Consider the following 23,072-nt stretch of genomic DNA (forward strand, 5'->3'; position numbering starts at 1 on the left):
TATCTGCGGGAGTCAGTGCTCAGGTGACTCAACGGGGGCCGAAGTGACCAGTTCTGTCAGTACGCCATGACAATCCTTGGGGTGCAGGAAGGTGATCCGTGACCCCATGGAACCGCGTCGGGGCTCTTCGTACAGCACGCGTACGCCCTTGTCCCTGACGGCGGCCGCGTCGCCGTCCACGTCCGCCGTGCCGAAGGCGATGTGGTGGACGCCCTCCCCGTTCTTCGCGAGCCACTTCGCGACCGCGGAGTCCTCCCGGGTCGGTTCGAGGAGCTGGAGGTACGAGGAACCGCCGTCGGACGTATCGTTGATCTTGAGCATGGCCTCGCGCACGCCCTGCTCCTCGTTGACCTCGGTGTGGAACACCTCGAAGCCGTAGGTGGCCCGGTAGAACTCGACGGTCCGGTCGAGGTCGAAGCAGGCGATCCCGATGTGGTCGATTCGCGTCAGCATGGATTCAGTGGAGCGCTCCGGAGGTGGTTACGCAACGTGCGCGCGATCACACCGACAGCTGGATGACGGCGTGAACCGCCCCTCAGTACATTCGAAGTAAACCCTCGTTCACTCCTCGGCCGTGCAGGCCGGTAAGGGGATCGCAGCTCATGTCTTCTGCAACGAACGGCACGACGTCCGTCATCGTCGCGGGTGCCCGCACCCCGATGGGGCGGCTGCTCGGCTCGCTGAAGTCCTTCTCCGCAGCCGACCTCGGCGGCTTCGCGATCAAGGCCGCCCTCGACCGTGCGGGGATCGGGGGCGACCAGGTGCAGTACGTGATCATGGGCCAGGTGCTCCAGGCCGGGGCGGGGCAGATCCCGGCGCGCCAGGCCGCGGTCAAGGCCGGCATCCCGATGAGCGTCCCGGCGCTCACGGTCAACAAGGTCTGCCTGTCCGGCCTGGACGCGATCGCGCTGGCCGACCAGCTGATCCGCGCGGGTGAGTTCGACGTGGTCGTCGCCGGCGGCCAGGAGTCCATGACCAACGCCCCCCACCTGCTGCCGAAGTCCCGCGAGGGCTTCAAGTACGGCGCGGTCCAGATGCTCGACGCCATGGCCCACGACGGCCTGACCGACTCCTTCGAGGGCATCGCCATGGGCGAGTCGACGGAGAAGCACAACACGCGGCTCGGCATCGGCCGCCGGGAGCAGGACGAGATCGCCGCCCTGTCCCACCAGCGGGCCGCCGCCGCGCAGAAGAACGGCGTCTTCGAGGCCGAGATCACCCCGGTGGAGATCCCGCAGCGCAAGGGCGACCCGGTGCTGGTCGGCAAGGACGAGGGCATCCGCGGCGACACCACGGTGGAGTCCCTGGCCAGGCTGCGCCCCGCGTTCCACGCGGACGGCACGATCACGGCGGGCTCGTCCTCGCAGATCTCCGACGGCGCGGCGGCCGTGGTCGTGATGAGCAAGGCCAAGGCGCAGGAGCTCGGCCTGGACTGGATCGCGGAGATCGGCGCGCACGGCAACGTGGCGGGCCCGGACAACTCCCTCCAGTCGCAGCCGTCGAACGCGATCCGGCACGCCCTGAAGAAGGAGGGCCTGGAGGTCTCCGACCTCGACCTCATCGAGATCAACGAGGCGTTCGCGGCGGTCGCCGTGCAGTCAATGAAAGATCTGGGCGTTTCCACCGAAAAGGTGAACGTCAACGGCGGCGCCATCGCCCTGGGCCACCCGATCGGGATGTCCGGCGCCCGTCTCGTCCTGCACCTGGCGCTGGAGCTGAAGCGGCGCGGCGGCGGGATCGGCGCGGCCGCGCTGTGCGGCGGCGGCGGCCAGGGCGACGCGCTGATCGTCCGGGTGCCCAAGGCGTAACCGGCCCGGTTGTCCCCGACCCGCCCCCTTCCGCGAACGGAGCTGTGATGCAGGACGTCTCCACACTGGTGGCCCAGGCCAGGGAGGGCCGGCCACGCGCCGTGGCCCGGCTGATCTCCCTGGTGGAGGGGGCGTCCCCCCAGCTCAGGGAGGTCATGGCGGCCCTGGCGCCGCTGGCCGGCAACGCGTACGTCGTCGGCCTGACGGGCTCGCCGGGCGTCGGCAAGTCGACGTCCACGTCGGCGCTGGTGACGGCGTACCGCAGGCAGGGCAGGCGGGTCGGCGTCCTGGCGGTGGACCCGTCGTCCCCCTTCTCGGGAGGGGCCCTCCTGGGCGACCGGGTGCGGATGTCGGAGCACGCGTCGGACCCCGGCGTGTACATCCGCTCCATGGCCACGCGGGGTCATCTGGGCGGCCTCGCGTGGGCCGCCCCGCAGGCGATCCGGGTGCTGGACGCGGCGGGCTGCGACGTGATCCTGGTGGAGACGGTCGGGGTGGGCCAGTCGGAGGTGGAGATCGCCTCGCAGGCCGACACCTCGGTGGTCCTGCTGGCCCCGGGCATGGGCGACGGCATCCAGGCGGCCAAGGCGGGCATCCTGGAGATCGGCGACGTGTACGTGGTCAACAAGGCCGACCGGGACGGCGCGGACGCGACCGCCCGCGAGCTGAACCACATGCTGGGCCTCGGCGAGGCCCGCGCCCCCGGCGACTGGCGCCCGCCGATCGTCAAGACGGTCGCCGCGCGCGGCGAGGGCGTCGACGAGGTGGTCGAGGCCCTGGAGAAGCACCGCGCGTGGATGGAGGAGCGCGGCGTCCTGGCCGAGCGCCGCCTGGCCCGCGCCGCCCGCGAGGTGGAGACCATCGCCGTCACGGCCCTGCGGGAACGCATCGGCGACCTCCACGGCGACCGCCGCCTCGGCGCGCTGGCGGAACGGATCATCGCCGGCGAGCTGGATCCCTACCGGGCGGCGGACGAACTGGTGGCGGGGCTGACGGAGGGGAGCTGACCCACCGGCGGTGACGGGACGGGCGGGGCGGGCGCGGCAGACCCCGGCCCCGGCCCCGTCCCGGCCCTGTCCCGGCAGGCGGCTCCGGTCAGTCGTCGTCGGAGCCGCTGGAGCCGTCCGAGTCGTCGGCGTCGCCGGAGCCCGCCGAACCGTTCGAGTCGTCGTCGTCGGCGGCGGCGTCGTCGTCCGGCCGGTCCGCCGTGACCTCGCCCGTCCTCAGGTCGACCCGCCAGTCCCGCTCCCCCTGCCCGGAGGCGGGGCGCGTCTCGACCTCCCAGGCCTTCGCCGTCCCGTCGTCGTCCAGGTCCACGGACGTCACCGCGCCCCGCCCGGCGGCCGCCTTCGCCGCCTCCGCGGCCGTCACCGACGCCCCCTCGAGCGCGGCCCGCGCCTCGGCCGCGTCGTCCTCGTCGTCGTCCTCGGCGTGCGAGCCGAGGACCTTCCCGCTGCCCGGGTCCACCCGGACGCTGTGCCGGTCGCCGCCCCCGGAGAGCACGCCGACCTCCCAGACGGTCCGCCCGCCGTCGTCCTCCTCGTCCAGTTCGGCGGAGACGGCCGTACCCGGCGTGTGCTTCAGCGCGGCGGCGATGGCGTCCGGCGCGCTCACGCCGGCGGACGCCGCCCGCGCCGCGTCGTCGTCCCGCTCGCCCTCCCGGCCGCGGTCGTCGTCCCGCTCGCCGTCGTCCGCCTCCCGGACGTCCGCCTGCCGCGCCGTCGTCCCCCCGTCGTCCCCCGCCACCGCGAGAGCCGTGGCCGTCCCGCCCCCGATCAGGGCGGCGGCCGTGACGGCGGCGATCACGATGTTGCGCTTCATACGAGTTCCTCCACAGTCGTTTCCTCCGCGACGCCACCACCGTCGCCCACCGACGCTGAGAGGAACCTGAAGCCACCTGAAGGGATCTTCAGCTTGCCTTTGCCACCCTGGACCCATGCGCCCGCCCGTCACCCACCATCCCGCCGCCGGCGCCCCGCGCCGCCCCTTCCGACTTCTGATCGTGGAGGACGAGAAGCGGCTCGCCCTGTCGCTCGCCAGGGGCCTGACGGCCGAGGGCTACGCCGTGGACGTCGTCCACGACGGGCGACAGGGCCTGCACCGGGCCACCGAGGGCGCCTACGACCTGGTGATCCTCGACATCATGCTGCCCGGCCTCAACGGCTACCGGGTCTGCGCCGCCCTGCGCGCCGCCGGCAACGAGGTGCCGATCCTGATGCTCACCGCCAAGGACGGCGAGTACGACGAGGCCGAGGGCCTCGACACGGGCGCGGACGACTACCTCACCAAGCCGTTCTCGTACGTCGTCCTGGTGGCCCGTGTCAAAGCCCTGCTCCGGCGCCGCGGCCGGGGCGCCGGAGCCCCGCCGGTCCATGTGCACGGCGACCTGAGAGTGGACACCGCGGCCCGCCGCGTCTTCCTCGGCGGCAGCGAGGTCACCCTCACCGCCAAGGAGTTCGCCGTCCTGGAGCAGCTGGTGGTGCGGGCCGGCGAGGTGGTGTCCAAGACCGAGATCCTGGAGCACGTCTGGGACTTCGCCTACGAGGGCGACCCGAACATCGTCGAGGTCTACGTCAGCACGCTGCGCCGCAAGCTGCGCGCCGGGCTGATCCGGACCGTGCGCGGCGCCGGCTACCGGCTGGAGACGGCACCGTGAGGCGCCTGTTCGGCTCCGTCCGGGCCCGGGCGACGCTCGGCGCCACCCTCGTGGTCGCCGTGGCGCTGGTGGCGGCCGGCGCCGCCGTCCTGCTGTCCCTGCGGTCCAACCTGATCGGCGAGGCCGGCACCCAGGCGGAGCGCTCCGCACGGGCGGTCGCCGCCGAGCTGGCCGCCGGGACGCCGTACGGCGAGCTGTCGCTGGACGTGGAGGACCGGCCGGTGCAGGTCGTGGACGAGGACGGGCGGCTGGCCGCGGCCAGTGACGACCTGGAGCGGATCAGCGGCACGGACACCGACGCGGTGACGCCGCGGCCGGCGCCCGCCGGCGAGGACCCCGGGGACGGGGACGACGGCGACGACGACGGCGACGACTCCGCCGAGGCCGGCGAGTCCCTGGCCCCCGGCGGGATCGGCGAGCGGACCACCTTCGCCAACGGCTCCGCGACGCTCGACGGCGACACCGAGGACTACCGGTTCGCCGCCGTGCCCGTGCGGACCCCGGCCGGGGACGGGTTCACCGTGTACGCGGGCGCCCCGCTGTCCGCCGAGCACAGTGCCGTGCGCACCGCGCTGACCGCCATGCTGATCGGCTTCCCGCTGCTGCTCGGCGTCGTCGCGGCGGTGACCTGGCTGGTCACCCGGCGGGCGCTGCGCCCGGTGGAGTCCATCCGCCGCGAGATGGCCGCGATCACGGCCTCCGAGGACCTCGCGCGGCGCGTGCCGGTGCCGGGCACGCACGACGAGGTCGCCCGGCTCGCCCGTACCACCAACGAGACGCTGGCCGCGCTGGAGACGTCCGTGGAACGGCAGCGGCGGTTCGTCGCCGACGCCTCCCACGAGCTGCGCAGCCCCATCGCGTCCCTGCGCACCCAGCTGGAGGTGGCCGCCGCCCACCCGGAGCTGCTCGACCTGGACGGCGCCGTCGAGGACACCGTACGACTGCAGCGCCTCGCGGCCGACCTGCTGCTGCTCGCCCGGCTGGACGCGGGGGAGCGGCCCGCCGACACGCGCGTCGACCTCGCCGCGCTGGCGCGGGAGGCGGCCGCGGGGCGGACGGGGGTGACCGTGCGTGCCGAGGCCGTGCGGGTGACCGGGTCCCGGGGGCAGCTGGAGCGGGTGCTGGTCAATCTGCTCGACAACGGGCAGCGGCACGCCCGCTCGGCGGTGGAGGTGACGGTGCGGCGGGCGGGGGAGCACGCCGTGGTCGAGGTCGCCGACGACGGGGACGGGGTGCCCGAGGCCGACCGGGAGCGGATCTTCGAGCGGTTCGTGCGGCTCGACGCCGCGCGCAGCCGCGACGACGGCGGGGCGGGGCTGGGCCTCGCCATCGCCCGGGACGTCGCCGCACGGCACGGGGGCACGCTCACGGTCCGCGCCGCGCCGGCGGGCGGAGCCCTGTTCGAGCTCCGCCTGCCGCTCGCCCGGCCGTGAGGGCCGTCCGGGTCAGGGACGGCCGCGCTGCCCCCGCAGGTGCTCCGCGATGGGCTTGAGGGCCTTCTCGAGCTCCACCAGCGCCTCGGGCGACAGCAGGTCGATGAAGTGCCTGCGCACGGACGCCACGTGGTGCGGGGCGACCTTCTGCATCGTCTCCCTGCCGTGCTCGGTGAGGACGGCGTAGAGCCCGCGGCGGTCGGACTCGCAGTTCTCCCGCCGGACCAGGTTCGCGTTCTCCATGCGCGTGATCTGGTGCGAGAGGCGGCTCTTGGACTGCAGGGTGGCGGCCGCGAGGTCGCTCATCCGCATCCGCACGTCCTCCGACTCGGAGAGGTTCACCAGGATCTCGTAGTCGTTCATCGTCAGGCCGAACGGCTGCAGATCCTTTTCGAGCTGGTACGTCAACAGCCTGTTGACCTCCAGGTGGGTGCGCCAGGCACCCTGCTCCGTATCGGTCAGCCAGCGCGTGGCCGTCTCGGTCTCCATGAATGAAGTCTACCTAAGAAGTTGAAAGGCGAACTAGTGAAGGTTGTCCTGGGGCAGTGCGCACGCGTTCGACGTCACACTCCGCAGGTTACCGCTCACAGCCCGAAGCGACGCTGGAGGTCCCCCAGCTGGCCGGGAAGGCGCGGTGTCCCGGGCTGCTGCCCGGGGCCGCCGGACGCCCCGCCGCCGGGCACCCCCGCCGCCTGCGGGACCGCCCCCGTGTCCTGCTCCGCCCGCAGGGTCTCGCTGGACTGCAGCAGCACCGTCCCCGCCCCCGCGAACTCGAACTGGTGCTCCTCCCCGGAGACCCCGCCCAGGCCCGTCAGCGCACGCAGACCGCCCAGTACGCCGGTCAGGTACCCGTGGTCGTAGTGGTGGCAGGGGGAGGGGCAGTCGGCCCACCCGACGAGCGCCTGGGGGTCCACCCGGATCGGGGGCTCCATGAACACCACCGGGCCGTTGGACGCGGCGACGAACTTTCCGGTTCCGATGAGGGTCAGAAAGCCCGGCACGATCGACTGCTTCAGCGACAGGGTTGGCTGAAAAGCGAGCAGGTTGCCCGAGCGAATGGTCAGGTTGCCGTCGTCCAGATCGTAGGAATTGACGTCGAAGGCCCGGTCGGCGAGGAGCATCTTGCCCGAGCCCCGGGCCACCACCCAGTCGCTCGCGTGCAGAGGCGAATGGAAGGACGTGCGCACCAGACGGTCCAGCCGGCCGTGCCCGATCCCGTCGAACTCGATCGACCCGTAGTACGAGATCATCTTCCCCTTCTGCAGGAACCACTGGCTCCCCTTGAGCTCCACGCAGAAGGTGTACGGGTTGACGTTGTCGTCGGACGGCAGCGTCGCGGGGTCGAACACCACCGGCCCGCCCGGGGTTCCGTACGCGTTCACAGCTTCTCCTCCGAGGCCTGGACGTACACCGCGCCGCTGCCGCTCAGCTCCAGCTGGAACGCCTCGCCCGAGCCGCGGCCGACCATGTCGCGCCAGCCCAGCGCCGTGGACAGCTTGTTGCGTACGTCACCGTGATGGGCGACGTACGCCTGCGGGTCGACGTGCACCGGGCGCTGCGGGGTGATGGGGATCTCGAACACCCCGCCGTGGGCCATCACGGCCACCGAGCCGTGCCCCTTCAGGGTGGTGGTGAACAGCCCCTGCCCGCTGACCTGTCCCCGCACCATGCCCATGACGCCGCCCTGCGCGCCGAGGAACACGGTCCCCTGCTGGAGCGTGCCCTCGAAGGCGAGCAGGCGGTCCGCCTCGACGTACAGGGTGTCGCCGGCGAGGTGGATCACCTGGACGTGGTGGCCGCCGTGCCCGAACAGGACCGTGCCGTCGCCCTCGACGGTCATCAGCGGCGTGTCCTCGTCCGCGACCCGCCTCCCGATCATCGACATCAGCCCGCCCTGTCCACCGGCCGTGTTGGGGGTGAAGGACACCTCACCCCGGTAGGCGAGCATCGCGCCGCGCTGGCTGAACAGCCGCTGCCCGGGCGCCACGGTCGCCTCGACCATCTTCGCGTTGATCTCCCGGAACGGCATCTCAGACCTCCCCCGCGATCGTGTTCCGCTCGCTCGGCTGGACGTACACCAGCCCGTCCCCCTCGAACCGGATCTGGAAGGCCTCGCCACCGCCCTCGCCCATCAGGGTGCGGAACGTCACACCCGACTGGAACGACTGGCGCAGATTCCCCTGGTGGGCGACGTACGCCCCCGGATCCACGGTCAGCGGGTACTGCGGGCCGACCCGCAGCACCACCGCGGGCCCGTCCGACAGGATCGCCGCCTGCCCGTGCCCCTCGACGGTCGTGGTGAACAGCCCGTTGCCCTGCGAGGCCCCGCGCAGTCCGGTGAAGGAGGTGCCGGTCCGCAGCCCGGCGTCGGCCGCCAGGAAGTTGCTCGACTCCACGTACAGCTTGTCGCCCTGGAGGCCGACCAGGTTGATCTCACTGGCCCGGTCGGCGAACCAGCAGGTCCCGTGCCCCTTCACCTCCATCACCGTCATCTGCTCGCCGGTGAGCCGCCGGGTCACCATCCCCCGCAGGCCCTCACCGCCGCCGCTCAGCTTCTTGAAGGCCATCTCCCCGTCGTACGCCACCATCGAGCCGTTCTTCGCCTTCACGGCGTCCCCGGCCAGGTCGACGGCGAGCACTCTGCTGCTCTGAAGTCGGAACATCGCCACGCCTGTGACGGTAGTCGCCGGCCGGCGCGGCCGACAGGGCCCACCGGGGGAGACCGTCCCCGAGCGCGCCCCGGGGACCGCCGGGGCGGCCCCCTGCGCCCGGGGCGGGTCCGCGTTTGCCACAATGGACGAACGCTTGTGCCTGCGTTCACAAACCTCCAGACCGTCTCCCCTCCGAAGGTGACCCGTGGACATCAAGACCGCCACCGCCCTCCGCCGCCTCCGCCTGGTCTCGGGCCCCGAGGCGATCTCCTTCCTCCTCCTGCTCGTCTGCTCGGTGCTGAAGCGGACCACGGACTTCAACGCCGTGCCGGTGATGGGCGCGGTCCACGGCATCCTGTTCATCCTGTACGTGATCTTCTGGGCCGACGCCTGGAACCGGGCCAAGTGGCCGCTGAAGACCGCCGCCCTCTACTTCGTCCTGTCGGTCCTGCCGGCCGGCGGCTTCTTCGCCGACCGCAGGCTGCGCCGTGAGGCCGAGGACGCGGTCATCGCCTCCCGCGCCCGCAAGGAAGGGATCGTGAACGCATGATCGTCGCCTTCTCCGTGACGCCGCTCGGCGTCGGCGAGGACGTGGGGGAGTACGTCGCCGACGCCGTCCGCGTGGTCCGCGAGTCGGGCCTGCCGAACCGCACGGACGCGATGTTCACCTCGGTCGAGGGTGAGTGGGACGAAGTGATGGACGTCGTCCGGCGGGCGGTGGCCGCGGTCGAGGCACGGGCCCCGCGCGTCTCCCTGGTCCTCAAGGCGGACATCCGCCCCGGAGTGACGGACGGCCTCACGTCCAAGGTGGAGACGGTGGAACGCCACCTCGCCGGATAGGCCGGGGCGCCCGCGCGGCCCCGCCCGCCGCCGCTCCGCCGCCCGCGCCCCGCCGAACGGGCCGGGCGCCGGTGTCCGGCCCCCGCCGGGCACCGGCGCCGCAACGGACGCGCCCGCGGCGCCCGGCGACCGGCGCGGCGGGACCGGCGTCCGCCGGACCGCGGCGTGCCGCGGGGCGCCGGCGGGGGCGGGACCGAAAGGCGAGACAGGGCTGACCGGCATATGACCAGTCGGTAAGGTCGGGGGCGTGCCGAAGCCCCTCAGTCTCTCCTTCGATCCCATCGCCCGCGCCGACGAACTGTGGAAGCAGCGCTGGGGAAGCGTGCCGTCCATGGCGGCGATCACCTCCATCATGCGGGCGCAGCAGATCCTGCTCGCCGAGGTCGACGCGGTGGTCAAGCCGTACGGACTGACGTTCGCGCGCTACGAGGCGCTGGTGCTGCTCACCTTCTCCAAGTCCGGCGAACTGCCGATGTCCAAGATCGGCGAGCGGCTCATGGTCCATCCCACCTCGGTGACGAACACGGTCGACCGCCTGGTGCGGTCGGGCCTGGTGGCCAAGCGCCCCAACCCCAACGACGGGCGCGGCACGCTCGCCACCATCACCGACAAGGGCCGCGAGGTCGTCGAGGCGGCCACCCGCGACCTGATGGCCATGGACTTCGGCCTCGGCTGCTACGACGCCGAGGAATGCGCGGAGATCTTCGCCATGCTCCGCCCGCTGCGGCTGGCGGCGGGGGACTTCGAGGAGGACTGACGGCGGGACCGGACCCGCCCGAAGATCACGCAAGCAGGTGGTTAGGCTCGTGGGCATGAAAAAGAGCGTGCTGACCCGCTACCGCGTCATGGCCTACGTCACCGGCGTCCTGCTGGTCCTGCTGACCCTGGGCGTGATCGGCAAGTACGTCCTGGACCTCGACGGCGCGGACGGCTTCACGCGGATCGTCGGCATCGCGCACGGCTGGCTGTACGTCCTCTACCTGGTCTTCGCCTTCGACCTGGGCTCCAAGGCGAAGTGGCCGGTCGGCAAGCAGCTGTGGGTGCTGCTGGCCGGGACGATCCCGACGGCCGCCTTCTTCGTGGAGCGCCGGATCAGCCACGAGCTTCAGGCGAGGGTCGCCGAGGACGCGCCCGCGGTCGCGAAGGCGTAAGCGGCCCGCAGCGCCGTACGGGCACCCGTACGGCGCTGCGCCATCGACAATTACTAGGACGTCCTAGTAAATTCGAAGGCATGGACGCTGACGCCATAGAGGAGGGCCGCCGGCGGTGGCAGGCCCGGTACGACGCGGCGCGCAAGCGCGACGCGGACTTCACCACGCTCTCCGGTGATCCGGTGGAGCCGGTGTACGGGCCCCGGCCCGGGGACCGGTACGAGGGGTTCGAGCGGATCGGCTGGCCGGGGGAGTTCCCCTTCACGCGCGGGCTGTACCCGACCGGCTACCGGGGGCGCACGTGGACCATCCGGCAGTTCGCCGGGTTCGGGAACGCCGAGCAGACCAACGAGCGCTACAAGATGATCCTGGCCGCGGGCGGCGGAGGGCTCTCCGTCGCCTTCGACATGCCGACGCTCATGGGGCGCGACTCCGACGACCCGCGCTCGCTCGGCGAGGTCGGGCACTGCGGGGTGGCGATCGACTCGGCGGCCGACATGGACGTCCTGTTCCGGGACATCCCGCTCGGGGACGTCACCACCTCCATGACGATCAGCGGGCCGGCCGTGCCCGTCTTCTGCATGTACCTCGTCGCCGCCGAGCGGCAGGGCGTCGATCCGGCGGCGCTCAACGGCACGCTGCAGACCGACATCTTCAAGGAGTACATCGCGCAGAAGGAGTGGCTCTTCCAGCCCGAGCCCCATCTGCGGCTGATCGGCGACCTGATGGAGTACACCAGCGCCGGCATCCCGGCCTACAAGCCGCTGTCCGTCTCCGGGTACCACATCCGCGAGGCCGGCGCGACGGCCGCGCAGGAGCTGGCGTACACGCTGGCGGACGGCTTCGGGTACGTGGAGCTGGGGCTCAGCCGCGGCCTGGACGTGGACGTGTTCGCGCCCGGCCTGTCCTTCTTCTTCGACGCCCACGTCGACTTCTTCGAGGAGATCGCCAAGTTCCGCGCGGCCCGGCGGATCTGGGCCCGCTGGATGCGGGACGTGTACGGGGCGAGGAGCGAGAAGGCGCAGTGGCTGCGCTTCCACACGCAGACCGCCGGTGTCTCGCTCACCGCCCAGCAGCCGTACAACAACGTCGTGCGCACCGCCGTGGAGGCGCTCGCCGCCGTGCTCGGCGGGACCAACTCCCTGCACACCAACGCCCTGGACGAGACCCTCGCGCTGCCCTCCGAGCAGGCGGCGGAGATCGCCCTGCGGACCCAGCAGGTGCTGATGGAGGAGACCGGCGTCGCCAACGTGGCGGACCCGCTGGGCGGTTCGTGGTACGTCGAGCAGCTCACCGACCGGATCGAGGCCGACGCCGAGAAGATCTTCGAGCAGATCAAGGAGCGCGGGCTCAGGGCCCACCCGGACGGACGGCACCCGATCGGGCCGATGACCTCCGGGATCCTGCGGGGCATCGAGGACGGCTGGTTCACCGGCGAGATCGCCGAGTCCGCCTTCCGGTACCAGCAGGCGCTGGAGAAGGGCGACAAGAAGGTGGTGGGCGTCAACGTCCACACCGGGTCCGTCACCGGAGACCTGGAGATCCTGCGGGTCAGCCACGAGGTGGAGCGCGAGCAGGTCCGGCTGCTGCGCGAGCGCAGGGCCGCACGGGACGAGACGGCCGTACGGTCCGCCCTGGACGCGATGGTCGCCGCCGCCCGGTCCGACGCCAACATGATCGAGCCGATGCTGCGGGCCGTGCGGGCCGAGGCGACGCTCGGCGAGATCTGCGGGGCGCTGCGCGACGAGTGGGGCGTCTACACCGAGCCCGCCGGGTTCTGACACCGCCACCCGGCCGGTCCCGGGCCCGGGACCGGCCGGTTCCGGGCCCGGCGCCGTTACCCGGCGGCCGTCAGCCCTCCGAGAAGCACCCTGGTGAAGTCGCGCACCCACGCCTCGTCGGCGGGTTCCGCGCTCACCAGGGTGCGGTGCACCACCGCGCCCGCGACCATGTCGAAGATCAGGTCCACCGTGCGGGCCGCCGCCTCCGGGTCCGCCTGCGGGGGCAGCTCGCCGCGCTGCTCGGCGCGGGCCCGGCCCGCCAGGACGAGGCGTTTCTGACGGCGGACGATCGAGGCGCGGATGCGCTCCCGCAGGGCGTCGTCCCGCGTCGACTCCGCCACCACCCCCATCAGCCCGCTGCCGGCCTCCGGGCGGGCCAGGATCGCGGCGAACTGGAGGACCACGCCCTCGATGTCGGCGGCCAGCGAGCCCCGGTCGGGCAGCCGGAGCTCGTCGAAGAGCTCCGCCACCGCGTCGACCACCAGCTCGTTCTTGCCCGACCAGCGGCGGTAGAGGGTGGTCTTCGCCACCCCGGCGCGCGCCGCCACGTCCGACAGCGTGAGCCCGGACCAGCCCAGCTCGACCAGGGCCGCCCGGGTCGCGGCCAGGATCGCCGCGTCCGCGGCGGCACTGCGGGGACGCCCGGCGCGGCCGGCGGTGGTGCGGCGCTGCATCCCCCGACCATAACCGGCGGTTTCCGTGCGGCCGTGAGGGAGATCACCGGAAAGTGGTGTTCCGGAAGACCGCCCCCGGATTACGCTACGACTCGTAGCGAAAGCGGGGCGGCGGCGTACGTGACCGACGTACGCGCGCGGCGCACGCGAGCGACGACCACGGGCGCGGGGTGGGGACCCGGCGCCGACCGAGACGGGACCGCCCGGCCGTGACACCGCGGGCGCGATCCGGCTCGACCGCACGGGCCGGCCCCGCCCGACCACCGGGGCCCGGCTCGTCACACGCCCGGACCCGGCCGGCGCCACCGGAACGGACCGGCTTTCACACCGCTTTTCACATGCGCGCGCGGAACGGGGGAGGATAGGCGCATGCAGCCACGGAACATGTCCATGAGCGGAGTCGTCGACCTCGCCGCGGTGAAGGCGGCCCAGGAGGCCAAGGCGAAGGCGGAGCAGGCGCGCGCCGAAGCGGCCCGGCAGGGCGGCGGGCCGGGAGCCGTCTCCCCGGCCGATCTCGTCATCGACGTCAGCGAGGCCACCTTCGAGCGCGACGTCCTGCAGCGGTCCACCGAGGTCCCGGTCGTCATCGACTTCTGGGCCGAGTGGTGCCAGCCCTGCAAGCAGCTGAGCCCCGTCCTGGAGCGGCTCGCCGTCGAGTACAACGGGCGCTTCCTCCTCGCCAAGATCGACGTCGACGCCAACCAGATGCTGATGCAGCAGTTCGGCGTCCAGGGGATCCCGGCCGTGTTCGCGGTCGTCGCCGGCCAGGCGCTGCCGCTCTTCCAGGGCGCCGCCGGCGAGGCGCAGATCCGGCAGACGCTGGACCAGCTGGTGGCGGTCGCCGAGCAGCGCTTCGGCCTGACCGGCCTCACCGTCGACCCGGAGGCCGAGCCCGGCGGCCAGGCCCCCGCCCAGCCGGCCGGCCCGTACGACGCCGCCCTCAACGCCGCCGCGCAGGCGCTGGACGCCGGCGACCTCGGCGGCGCGATCCAGGCCTACAAGAACGTGCTCGCCGAGGACCCCGCGCACCCCGAGGCCAAACTGGGCCTGGCCCAGGCCGAGTTGCTGCAGCGGGTGCAGGGCCTGGACCCGCAGCGGGTGCGCAAGGAGGCGGCCGAGAAGCCGGCCGACGTGACGGCGCAGATCGCCGCCGCCGACCTGGACCTGGTGGGCGGACACGTCGAGGACGCGTTCGGGCGGCTCATCGAGACGGTGCGGCGCACCGCGGGCGACGACCGGGACGCCGCGCGGATGCGGCTGCTGGAGCTGTTCGAGGTGGTCGGCGCCGAGGACCCGCGGGTGATCGCGGCGCGCCGGGCGCTCGCCCGGGCGCTGTTCTGAGCGGGGCGACGGCCCGGTTCCTGCCGTTCCCGTACGGGGCGGACCGCTGAGACCCGAGTGAAACACCTGCCGGCAGACGGTGGACGCGGCCGCGCTTTGCCAAATCTTGGCAATCGCGGCCGCTGTTACTGCGAGTAAGTCGAGGGTTCCGGCCTGTCGGGTTCTGTCCGTTGAGTGATGGTTTTGTTCCGCCCTCGGCTGACACCCAGCGTCGCCGGTCGGGACCCGAGGGTCGGCGTTCGGTCATCCGTCCGTTACCAGTGAGTAACGAACCCCCTTGTGCGTGCGCCGAGAATGCACCACGATCGGCCACGCTCGGTCCATTCCCGTCCCCCGGCAGCCGGTCGGGTCACGGGGCTTTCTGGGTCCCCACCGAGCAGAGCGGGCGGCAGTGACGCCGGCTCTCGGACAGGGGGGTCTTCGCCCTTCGGCGAAGCCTGTCCAGCAAGGTTGTGCGTGATGCGTGTCAGGCGCGACCAGTGGTTGTCGCTCGGGGGTGATCGCCGGTGATTCGGGCGCTGTCCAGCGCCGCCGAGCGCGGGCGCTCTCCTTCCCGAGGACGTAGCACTTCTCCCATCCCTGCCCGGCCGAGCCGCCGTCCGGGGGCGCGTCGGGGCCAGGAGATGTACGTCCGAGAAGGAGGAAATATGGAGTCCCAGGTGCGTGGCGGGACCAGATGGAAGCGGTTCGCCGTCGTGATGGTGCCCAGTGTGGCCGCCACGGCCGCGATAGGCGTCGCCCTGGCGCAGGGCGCTCTCGCCGCGTCGTTCAGCGTGTCGGGCCAGTCGTTCAAGGTCACGGCGAAGGAGCTCAACGGCACCGGTTTCTCGCAGTACGGGGCGATCGACCAGGGGTACACCCTCACCGGCGACGAGGTGAAGCACCCCGTGGCGGTCTCGGTGTTCGAGACCGCCCGGATCGAGAGGATGTGCCAGTCCGTCGTCACTCCGGGCATCCCGGTGCTCGGGTCCGTCAGCCTGCAGCTGACGGCGGGTGACAGCTCGAACCCGGACCGGCAGGTCAGAGCCAAGAACCTGTACATCGACGTCGAGGACCTCGGCGCGGACGCCGAGTTCGGCAACATCGACATCGGCGTGGCCGGCAAGGACATCAGCCGCGGCCCCGGCATGAAGGCCGGGGAGGTCCAGAACAAGCAGGCGAACCCGTTCGGTTTCGCCCAGCAGGCGGAGACGGCCCGGCTGACGGACGTGAAGCAGACGGCGTGGGCGACCACCGCCGGAACCTTCAAGCTCCCGGGCCTGAAGATGTCGCTGAAGAAGGGCGTGCACGAGTGCTACTAGGCACTCGATGACGGGCGGGGGAGCCTGAGGCGCCCCCGCCCGTCCCCTCTTCGCCCGCCTGCGCACACACCCCCCACATCCACCTCACACACCCTCACCACAGCAACGCCGCACCAGGGAGCTGTTTTTCCATGAGCGCCGAGACTCCTGCCGTATCCGGCCAGTTCACTCGCCGGAGGCTGCAGTTCCGCGCCTGGCGGGGCACGCGGCCGTTCTGGGCCGGCCTGTTCGTCATGCTCGGTGGCTTCCCGATCATGTACTTCCCGTACGCCCACCTCCAGATCGGCCACCTGACGCTGGCGATGTCCACCACCGCGGGCGCCAGCTCCCTGGTGATCGGCGTGCTGCTGGTCGTCCTGGGCGTCAGCCTGTGGTTCCAGAAGCACATCCGGGTCTTCGCGGGCGTCGCGGCGATCCTGCTCGGGCTGGTGTCCCTCCCGGTGTCCAACTTCGGCGGCTTCGTCATCGGCTTCCTGCTCGCGCTCATCGGCGGCGCGATGGCCGTGTCGTGGGCGCCGGGCGAGGCACCCGCGCCGGAACCGGCGAAGGACGGCGTCGAGGGCACGGACGGCGCGGGGGGCGCGCACGGCGCTGTCGGGAGCACCGGGAACGGGGCGGGCGAGCCGAACGATCTGTCAGGAACGAGCCCGGCCAACGGGGCGAACGGGAGGCACAGTGCCGACTGACGAGGTGACGCACGGGGCTGACGCGGAGACGCCCCGTGCGAGAACCGGGCCGCGCCACGCGGCACCCAGGAAGCCGCTGTTCACCAGGTTCCACATGCCCGCCGGCAGGGCGATGGCCATGGCCGCGATGCCGACGGCGGTCCTCATGGGAATGGGCTTCACGGCCTCCCTCGCCGTCGCCGACAACAACACGCCGTCGCCGTCGAGGACGCTGACGGCCGACGAGTACGAGAAGTGCGTCGCGGCGCTGGCCCCGGAGGCGAGCGGGAGCGCCTCGGCCACGCCCTCCCCGTCGGCCTCCGCGAGCGACGGGGCGGACGAGGCGACGGGCGACGCGACGCCGTCGCCCTCGGCCACGGCCACGGCGGGCCCCTCGGCCACGGCGGAGCCCTCGGGGTCCCCAGGCCCTTCGGGCTCTTCGGGCGTGGGCGGCTCCGCCGGTCCTTCCGGTTCGGCCGGTTCCTCGGGCTCTCCGGGCGCCCCGGACGGCAAGGCCTCTTCGTCGGATTCAGGTTCCGACGACGAGGCCGGGTCCGCTCCGGCTCCGCCGGCCCCGGCGGGCACCTCCACCGGGTCTGGCGGCACGGCGGCGCCCGCCCCGTCGGCGCCGGCGGGCGACGGGAACCTGCTGGAGGACATCGGCGACACGATCACGGGCATCCTCACCGGCGGCCGGGGCGGCACCGCGTCGCCCTCGCCGGGCGCGAGCCCCGTGCCGGGCGCGAGCCCCGTGCCGGGCGCGAGCCCCGTGCCGGGCGCGAGCCCCGCGCCGGGCGCGAGCCCCGCGCCGTCGGCCCCGGCGACCGAGGACGGCGCCGGCGCGGACCGGGACGCGCCGCCCTCCGACCCCGCCGGGAAGAACCCCGGCGAGGTCGCCGGCGCGGACCGGGACGCCGCCGGGAAGTCCGCCGGCAAGGGGACCGAGGGCACCGCGAAGGAGGTCGAGGAAGCGGCCGAGGACACCGCGAAGGCGCTGGAGGCGGTGGAGGAGGCGGTCGAGGAGGCCGTCGGCAGGACCGCCGCGGAGGCCACGGCCACGCCCGGCCCTTCGGCGAGCCCCACCACCGACCCGGAGGACTGCCCGGTCGCCACCGACGCGCAGGGCGGTGTCGACAACCCGATCCCCGTGGCGGACGCCCCGTGGTACCTGGAGGCCAGCTCGCTGCTGCTCAGGGACGCGGACTACCAGGGCGTCGTCGAGGTGCAGACGGCGGGCGGGACGCGCAAGAAGGTCCTGAAGTACGTCATATCCGGCGGCACCGACATCGGCGACCTGCACCAGCTGGTGAAGGACGAGCAGTCCGGGATCACCTACCACGTGCAGGGGGCCGAGGGCTCGACGTCGACGATCCGCGACGGCGACACCGTGATGTACACGGAGAGCATCTCCGGCAACCTGTTCGGCCTGATCCCGATCACGTTCAGCCCGGAGAACCCGCCGCCGCTGAACATCCCGCTGATCTACTTCACCGACGTGAGGGTCACGCAGGCCGCGCAGTTCGGCGGCACCCTGCACATCCCCGGGATGCACGTGTACAACACCGGGTGACGCGCCGCAGCCGGTGATCCGCCGGCGCGCGCGCCCGAAGCCCGCTCGGGAGCCGCACGGCCGCGGGCGCCCCCTGGCCGATTGGCCGGCAGGGGTGCGCCCGCGGCGCCGTACGGGTGCCGGCGGCGGCTCAGTGGCGGGTGCTGCCCTCGCCCAGGTGGTGGACGCGGACCATGTTGGTGGTGCCGGGGACGCCGGGCGGCGAGCCGGCCGTGATCACCACGACGTCGCCCTCGTTGAAGCGGCCCATCTTGACCATCTCCTGGTCGACCAGGTCGACCATCTCGTCGGTGCTGTTCACGAACGGCACGACGTACGGCTCCACGCCCCAGCTCAGCGTCATCTGGTTGCGGGTGGACTCGTCCGTGGTGAACGCGATGATCGGCTGGGCGGCGCGGTAGCGGCACAGCCGGCGCGCGGTGTCACCGGACTGGGTGAAGGCCACCAGGCCCTTGCCGCCGAGGAAGTCCGCGATCTCGCAGGCCGCGCGGGCCACCGAACCGCCCTGCGTGCGCGGCTTCTTGCCCGGCACCAGCGGCTGCAGGCCCTTGGAGAGCAGCTCCTGCTCGGCCGCCCGGACGATCTTCGACATCGTCTTGACGGTCTCGATCGGGAACGCGCCCACGCTCGACTCGGCCGACAGCATGACCGCGTCGGCGCCGTCCAGGATCGCGTTGGCCACATCGGAGGCCTCGGCGCGGGTCGGCCGGGAGTTGGTGATCATCGACTCCATCATCTGGGTCGCGACGATCACCGGCTTGGCGTTGCGCCGGCACAGCTCGATCAGGCGCTTCTGCACCATGGGGACCTTCTCGAGCGGGTACTCGACGGCCAGGTCGCCGCGGGCGACCATGACGCCGTCGAACGCCAGCACGACGTCCTCCATGTTCTCCACCGCCTGCGGCTTCTCCACCTTGGCGATGACCGGGACGCGGCGGCCCTCCTCGTCCATGACGCGGTGGACGTCCTGGATGTCCTTGGCGTCGCGGACGAAGGACAGGGCGACCAGGTCGCAGCCCATGCGCAGGGCGAACCGCAGGTCCTCGACGTCCTTCTCGGACAGCGCCGGGACGTTCACGGCCGCGCCGGGCAGGTTGATGCCCTTGTGGTCGGAGACGACGCCGCCCTCGATGACGATCGTCTTCACCCGGGGGCCGTCGACCTCGGTGACCTTCAGCTCGACGTTGCCGTCGTTGATGAGGACCTGGTCGCCCTTGGACACGTCGCCGGGCAGGCCCTTGTAGGTGGTGCCGCAGATCGTCTTGTCGCCCGGGACGTCCTCGGTGGTGATGGTGAACTCGTCACCGCGCACCAGCTCGACCGGGCCCTCGGCGAAGGTCTCCAGGCGGATCTTCGGGCCCTGCAGGTCGGCGAGGACACCGACGGCCCGGCCGGTCTCCTTGGCGGCGGCCCGGAGCCGGTCGTACCGGCCCTGGTGCTCGGCGTGCGTGCCGTGGCTGAAGTTGAAGCGGGCCACGTTCATGCCGGCTTCGATCAGCGCTACGAGCTGCTCGTGGGAGTCGACCGCGGGGCCGAGAGTACAGACGATTTTCGAACGGCGCATGGGACGATCCTATCGGTTTGTTTCGCTACGGAATATTCCGGCTGGCGGAAGATACAAATGGGCGGCTTCACGCTCAGGCGAGTCACGCCTTTCCGTTCCTCTTTCCGACCAGTGCATAGGTCTGCGCAGCGATCTCCAGTTCCTCATCCGTCGGTACCACGGCGACCGCCACCCGCGCATGCGCGGGCGAGACGATCCGCGGCTCGTCGCCGCGCACGGCGTTGAGCTCGGGGTCCACCGCCAGGCCCAGTCCCTCCAGGCCCGCCACGGCGGCCTCCCGCACCGGCGCCGCGTTCTCGCCGACCCCCGCGGTGAACGCGAGGGCGTCCACCCGGCCGAGCACCGCGTAATAGGCGCCTATGTACTTCTTCAGGCGGTGAATGTAGATGTCGAAGGCCAGCCGGGCCCGTTCGTCCCCTTCGTCGATACGCCGCCGGATCTCCCGCATGTCGTTGTCGCCGCACAGGCCGATCAGGCCGCTCCTCTTGTTGAGAAGAGTGTCGATCTCGTCGGCGGACATTCCACCAACGCGCATCAAATGGAAGATGACGGCCGGGTCCATGTCTCCCGAGCGCGTACCCATCACAAGCCCTTCCAAGGGCGTCAGCCCCATGGAGGTGTCCACGCACCGGCCCGCCCGCACGGCGGAGGCGGACGCCCCGTTGCCGAGGTGCAGCACGATGACGTTGACCTCCTCCGGCGCCTTGCCGAGCAGCTTCGCCGTCGCCCGGGAGACGTAGGCGTGCGAGGTGCCGTGGAAGCCGTAGCGCCGGATGCGGTGCCGGTCGGCGGTCTCGACGTCGATGGCGTAGCGGGCGGCCGCCTCCGGCATCGTCGTGTGGAAGGCGGTGTCGAAGACGGCGACCTGCGGCAGGTCGGGCCGCAGCGCCCGGGCGGTGCGGATGCCGGTCAGGTTGGCCGGGTTGTGCAGCGGCGCGACCGGGATCAGCCGCTCGATCTCGGCGAGCACGGCGTCGTCGATCACGGTGGGCTCGGTGAACCGCTTGCCGCCGTGCACCACCCGGTGCCCGATCGCGGCCAGCTCGGGCGAGTCCAGTCCCAGCCCGTCCCTGGCCAGCTCCTCCGCGACGGCCTTCAGCGCGGCCTCGTGGTCGGCGACGGGGCCCGTCCACTCCCGGCTCCGGCCGCCGAGCGGGGTGTGCCTCAGCCGGGAGGTCTCCTCGCCGATCCGCTCGACCAGGCCCACGGCCAGCCGGCTGCGGTCGCGCATGTCGAGCAGCTGGTACTTCACCGACGAGGAGCCGGAGTTGAGCACGAGGACGCGGGGGGCGAGGGAGTCCGGGCGCGGCTCGTCGGACGGGACGGCGGGCGACGGGTGAGGGCTCACTGGGCGGCTGCCTTCTCGCTGGGGGACTGCTGGGCCTGGATCGCGGTGATGGCGACGGTGTTGACGATGTCCTGGACGAGGGCGCCCCGGGACAGGTCGTTGACGGGCTTGCGCAGGCCCTGCAGCACCGGGCCGACGGCGATCGCGCCGGCCGAGCGCTGCACGGCCTTGTAGGTGTTGTTGCCGGTGTTGAGGTCGGGGAAGACCAGCACGCTGGCCTGGCCGGCGACCTCGGAGTCCGGCAGCTTGGTCGCCGCGACGGAGGGCTCGACGGCGGCGTCGTACTGGATCGGCCCCTCGATCTTCAGGTCGGGGCGCCGGGAGCGGGCGATGCCGGTCGCCTCGCGCACCTTGTCGACGTCGGCGCCGGAGCCGGACGTGCCCGTCGAGTACGACAGCATCGCGATCCGCGGCTCGACCCCGAACTGCGCGGCGGTGGCCGCCGACTGGATGGCGATGTCGGCGAGCTGCTCGGCGTCCGGGTCGGGGTTCACGGCGCAGTCGCCGTAGACGAGGACCTTGTCCGCCAGGCACATGAAGAACACGGACGAGACGATCGAGGAGTCCGGCCTGGTCTTGATGATCTCGAAGGCGGGGCGGATGGTCGCGGCCGTCGAGTGCACGGACCCCGACACCATGCCGTCGGCGAGGCCCTCCTGCACCATCAGGGTGCCGAAGTAGTTCACGTCGGAGACGACGTCGTAGGCCAGCTCGACGGTGACGCCCTTGTGGGCGCGCAGGGCCGCGTACTTCTCGGCGAAGGAGTCGCGCAGCTCGCTGGTGGCCGGGTCGATCAGCTCGGAGCCCGCCAGGTCGACGCCGAGGTCGGCGGCCTTCTTGCGGATCAGGTCGGCGGGGCCGAGCAGGGTCAGGTCGCACACCCCGCGGCGCAGCAGCACCTCGGCCGCGTGCAGCACGCGCTCCTCGGTGCCCTCCGGCAGCACGATGCGGCGCCGGTCGGCGCGGGCCCGCTCCAGCAGCTTGTGCTCGAACATCATCGGCGTGACCCGGTCGCTGCTGGGCGCCGAGACGCGCCGGGCGAGGGCGGCGGTGTCGGTGTACCGCTCGAACAGGCCGAGCGCGGTCTCCGCCTTGCGCGGGGTGGCCGCGTTCAGCTTGCCCTCCAGGGAGAACAGCTGCTCGGCGGTCGGGAAGCTGTTGCCGGGCACCGAGATCACCGGGGTGCCGGGGGCGAGGCGGGCGGCGAGGGTCAGGATGTCGTCCCCCGGCACCTCGCCCAGGGTGAGCAGCACACCGGCTATCGGCGGGGTGCCGGCGCTGTGCGCGGCGAGCGAGCCGACGACCAGGTCGGCCCGGTCACCGGGGGTGACGACCAGGCAGCCCGGGGTCAGGGCGCCCAGGAAGTTCGGCAGCATGGCGCCGCCGAAGACGAAGCCGAGCACGTCCCGGGCGAGCCCGGAGTCGTCGCCGAGCACCACCTTGGCGCCGAGGGCGTGCACGACCTGGGCGACGGTCGGGGCGGACAGCGCGGGCTCGTCCGGCAGCACGTAGCAGGGGACGGGGAGCCGGCCGGCGAGCTGCCCGGCGATCTCGTCCCGGTCCTCGCGGGCGACCCGGTTGGCGACCATGGCGAGGACGTCGCAGCCCAGCCCGTCGTAGGCGCGGAAGGCGTTGCGGGTCTCGGCGAGCACCGACTCGGCGCTCTGCCCGCGGCCGCCCACCACCGGGATCACGGAGGCGCCGAACTCGTTGGCGAGCCGGGCGTTGAGGGAGAGCTCGTCCGGCAGCTGGGTGCCGGCGAAGTCGGTGCCGAGGACCAGGACGACGTCGTAGTCGCGGGCGACCAGGCGGAACCGGCCGACCAGGGCGGACACCAGCTCGTCCGTGCCCTGCTCGGCCTGGAGGGCGGACGCCTCGTGGTAGTCCATGCCGTAGACCGTCGCCGGGTCCTGGGCGAGCCGGTAGCGGGCGCGCAGCAGCTCGAAGAGACGGTCGGGCCCGTCGTGGACGAGGGGACGGAAGACACCGACCCGGTCGACCTGCCGGGTCAGGAGTTCCATGACCCCCAGTTCGACGACCTGGCGGCCGTCGCCGCGGTCGATACCGGTCACGTACACGCTGCGCGTCACGCGTGCTCTCCGTTCCGTCTGTCGGGGCCGGCCGGCGGCGGGCCCGGCGGGCTGTACGGGGTGTTCCGGCCGGCGCGGCCGGTTCTCGCGTGCCCTGGCCGGGGCCGGTGAAGTCCCCCTCCGGGTCACGGAAATCGCCCACCGGGGTGAGCAGAACCCTCTTGACAATACCTCCGCCGATGGATAAGGCGGCCATTGG

The 23,072-nt window shown here is 72.4% G+C and carries 23 protein-coding genes; 13 read left to right on the top strand and 10 right to left on the bottom strand.

Annotated features, from left to right (window positions below):
* Nucleotides 1–12 precede the first annotated feature (12 nt).
* Nucleotides 13–453, bottom strand: a complete 441-nt coding sequence (gene mce, locus ACIBAI_RS21515) for a methylmalonyl-CoA epimerase (RefSeq protein ID WP_399036436.1) — start codon at nt 451–453, stop codon at nt 13–15.
* A 149-nt stretch (nt 454–602) separates the two neighbouring features.
* On the opposite strand from mce, the gene ACIBAI_RS21520 reads away from it, so the two are divergent.
* Complete coding sequence (locus tag ACIBAI_RS21520) at nt 603–1,808, top strand: acetyl-CoA C-acetyltransferase (RefSeq protein WP_399036438.1); 1,206 nt, start codon at nt 603–605, stop codon at nt 1,806–1,808.
* 47 nt (nt 1,809–1,855) lie between these two features.
* Nucleotides 1,856–2,815: a methylmalonyl Co-A mutase-associated GTPase MeaB gene (gene meaB / locus ACIBAI_RS21525; RefSeq protein WP_399036440.1), complete on the top strand. Its 960-nt coding sequence runs from the start codon at nt 1,856–1,858 to the stop codon at nt 2,813–2,815.
* Nucleotides 2,816–2,903: 88 nt separating this feature from the next.
* Here the strand turns inward: meaB and ACIBAI_RS21530 are convergent, their stop codons facing one another.
* A complete protein-coding gene (locus ACIBAI_RS21530) occupies nt 2,904–3,629 on the bottom strand; it encodes a PepSY domain-containing protein (protein ID WP_399036442.1) in 726 nt (241 codons plus the stop codon).
* A 115-nt stretch (nt 3,630–3,744) separates the two neighbouring features.
* Here ACIBAI_RS21530 and ACIBAI_RS21535 point away from each other — a divergent pair, with 115 nt between their 5' ends.
* Both ACIBAI_RS21535 and ACIBAI_RS21540 read left to right on the top strand, forming a co-directional pair.
* Nucleotides 3,745–4,464 (top strand): response regulator transcription factor, encoded by a 720-nt coding sequence (locus ACIBAI_RS21535; RefSeq protein ID WP_399036444.1) that lies wholly within the window; start codon nt 3,745–3,747, stop codon nt 4,462–4,464.
* Nucleotides 4,461–5,897, top strand: coding sequence for a sensor histidine kinase (locus ACIBAI_RS21540; protein ID WP_399036446.1), 1,437 nt, complete (start codon nt 4,461–4,463; stop codon nt 5,895–5,897). The genes ACIBAI_RS21535 and ACIBAI_RS21540 overlap by 4 nt, the downstream gene beginning before the upstream one ends.
* A gap of 12 nt (nt 5,898–5,909) precedes the next feature.
* Here the strand turns inward: ACIBAI_RS21540 and ACIBAI_RS21545 are convergent, their stop codons facing one another.
* The 4 genes from ACIBAI_RS21545 to ACIBAI_RS21560 all read right to left on the bottom strand — a co-directional run bounded on the left by ACIBAI_RS21545 (nt 5,910) and on the right by ACIBAI_RS21560 (nt 8,560).
* Entirely contained in the window at nt 5,910–6,386 is a 477-nt protein-coding gene (locus tag ACIBAI_RS21545) for a MarR family winged helix-turn-helix transcriptional regulator (protein ID WP_399036448.1), read from the bottom strand.
* A 95-nt stretch (nt 6,387–6,481) separates the two neighbouring features.
* Nucleotides 6,482–7,279, bottom strand: a complete 798-nt coding sequence (locus ACIBAI_RS21550) for an AIM24 family protein (protein ID WP_399036450.1) — start codon at nt 7,277–7,279, stop codon at nt 6,482–6,484.
* Complete coding sequence (locus ACIBAI_RS21555; RefSeq protein WP_344603708.1) at nt 7,276–7,926, bottom strand: AIM24 family protein; 651 nt, start codon at nt 7,924–7,926, stop codon at nt 7,276–7,278. The genes ACIBAI_RS21550 and ACIBAI_RS21555 overlap by 4 nt, the downstream gene beginning before the upstream one ends.
* A 1-nt stretch (nt 7,927) precedes the next feature.
* Entirely contained in the window at nt 7,928–8,560 is a 633-nt protein-coding gene (locus ACIBAI_RS21560; RefSeq protein WP_399036492.1) for an AIM24 family protein, read from the bottom strand.
* A 193-nt stretch (nt 8,561–8,753) separates the two neighbouring features.
* Here ACIBAI_RS21560 and ACIBAI_RS21565 point away from each other — a divergent pair, with 193 nt between their 5' ends.
* The 5 genes from ACIBAI_RS21565 (at nt 8,754) to ACIBAI_RS21585 (ending at nt 12,320) form a co-directional block, all read left to right on the top strand.
* A complete protein-coding gene (locus ACIBAI_RS21565; protein ID WP_399036452.1) occupies nt 8,754–9,098 on the top strand; it encodes a DUF3817 domain-containing protein in 345 nt (114 codons plus the stop codon).
* Nucleotides 9,095–9,388: an MTH1187 family thiamine-binding protein gene (locus ACIBAI_RS21570; protein WP_030187368.1), complete on the top strand. Its 294-nt coding sequence runs from the start codon at nt 9,095–9,097 to the stop codon at nt 9,386–9,388. Before ACIBAI_RS21565 ends, ACIBAI_RS21570 begins: the two co-directional genes overlap by 4 nt.
* Nucleotides 9,389–9,635: 247 nt before the next feature.
* Complete coding sequence (locus tag ACIBAI_RS21575) at nt 9,636–10,145, top strand: MarR family transcriptional regulator (RefSeq protein ID WP_344603521.1); 510 nt, start codon at nt 9,636–9,638, stop codon at nt 10,143–10,145.
* A 55-nt stretch (nt 10,146–10,200) separates the two neighbouring features.
* The gene (locus tag ACIBAI_RS21580) at nt 10,201–10,539 is read left to right on the top strand and encodes a DUF3817 domain-containing protein (protein ID WP_399036454.1); all 339 of its coding nucleotides are present in this window, start codon (nt 10,201–10,203) and stop codon (nt 10,537–10,539) included.
* 80 nt (nt 10,540–10,619) lie between these two features.
* Nucleotides 10,620–12,320: a methylmalonyl-CoA mutase gene (locus tag ACIBAI_RS21585; protein ID WP_399036456.1), complete on the top strand. Its 1,701-nt coding sequence runs from the start codon at nt 10,620–10,622 to the stop codon at nt 12,318–12,320.
* Between the two features lie 56 nt (nt 12,321–12,376).
* Here ACIBAI_RS21585 and ACIBAI_RS21590 read toward each other — a convergent pair whose 3' ends face one another.
* Nucleotides 12,377–12,994 carry a TetR/AcrR family transcriptional regulator gene (locus ACIBAI_RS21590; protein ID WP_399036458.1) on the bottom strand — a complete coding sequence of 206 codons (618 nt, stop codon included), beginning with the start codon at nt 12,992–12,994 and terminating at the stop codon, nt 12,377–12,379.
* Between the two features lie 369 nt (nt 12,995–13,363).
* Between ACIBAI_RS21590 and ACIBAI_RS21595 the strand changes: the two genes are divergently transcribed.
* The 4 genes from ACIBAI_RS21595 (at nt 13,364) to ACIBAI_RS21610 (ending at nt 17,871) form a co-directional block, all read left to right on the top strand.
* Entirely contained in the window at nt 13,364–14,335 is a 972-nt protein-coding gene (locus ACIBAI_RS21595) for a tetratricopeptide repeat protein (protein WP_399036459.1), read from the top strand.
* Nucleotides 14,336–14,982: 647 nt separating this feature from the next.
* A complete protein-coding gene (locus ACIBAI_RS21600; protein ID WP_399036462.1) occupies nt 14,983–15,636 on the top strand; it encodes a DUF6230 family protein in 654 nt (217 codons plus the stop codon).
* A gap of 131 nt (nt 15,637–15,767) precedes the next feature.
* Nucleotides 15,768–16,322 (top strand): DUF6114 domain-containing protein, encoded by a 555-nt coding sequence (locus ACIBAI_RS21605; protein ID WP_399036463.1) that lies wholly within the window; start codon nt 15,768–15,770, stop codon nt 16,320–16,322.
* Complete coding sequence (locus ACIBAI_RS21610; RefSeq protein ID WP_399036465.1) at nt 16,312–17,871, top strand: hypothetical protein; 1,560 nt, start codon at nt 16,312–16,314, stop codon at nt 17,869–17,871. The genes ACIBAI_RS21605 and ACIBAI_RS21610 overlap by 11 nt, the downstream gene beginning before the upstream one ends.
* Before the next feature lie 130 nt (nt 17,872–18,001).
* Here ACIBAI_RS21610 and pyk read toward each other — a convergent pair whose 3' ends face one another.
* The 3 genes from pyk to pta form a co-directional block, all read right to left on the bottom strand.
* Nucleotides 18,002–19,435 carry a pyruvate kinase gene (gene pyk, locus ACIBAI_RS21615; protein ID WP_399036466.1) on the bottom strand — a complete coding sequence of 478 codons (1,434 nt, stop codon included), beginning with the start codon at nt 19,433–19,435 and terminating at the stop codon, nt 18,002–18,004.
* Nucleotides 19,436–19,517: 82 nt separating this feature from the next.
* On the bottom strand, nt 19,518–20,783 hold the full coding sequence (locus ACIBAI_RS21620; RefSeq protein WP_399036468.1) for an acetate kinase: 1,266 nt from the start codon (nt 20,781–20,783) through the stop codon (nt 19,518–19,520).
* Nucleotides 20,780–22,873 (bottom strand): phosphate acetyltransferase, encoded by a 2,094-nt coding sequence (pta, locus tag ACIBAI_RS21625; protein WP_399036471.1) that lies wholly within the window; start codon nt 22,871–22,873, stop codon nt 20,780–20,782. Before pta ends, ACIBAI_RS21620 begins: the two co-directional genes overlap by 4 nt.
* Nucleotides 22,874–23,072: the final 199 nt, after the last annotated feature.

The sequence above is a fragment of the Streptomyces sp. NPDC051041 genome (assembly GCF_044456065.1).
Taxonomy (GTDB): domain Bacteria; phylum Actinomycetota; class Actinomycetes; order Streptomycetales; family Streptomycetaceae; genus Streptomyces; species Streptomyces glaucus.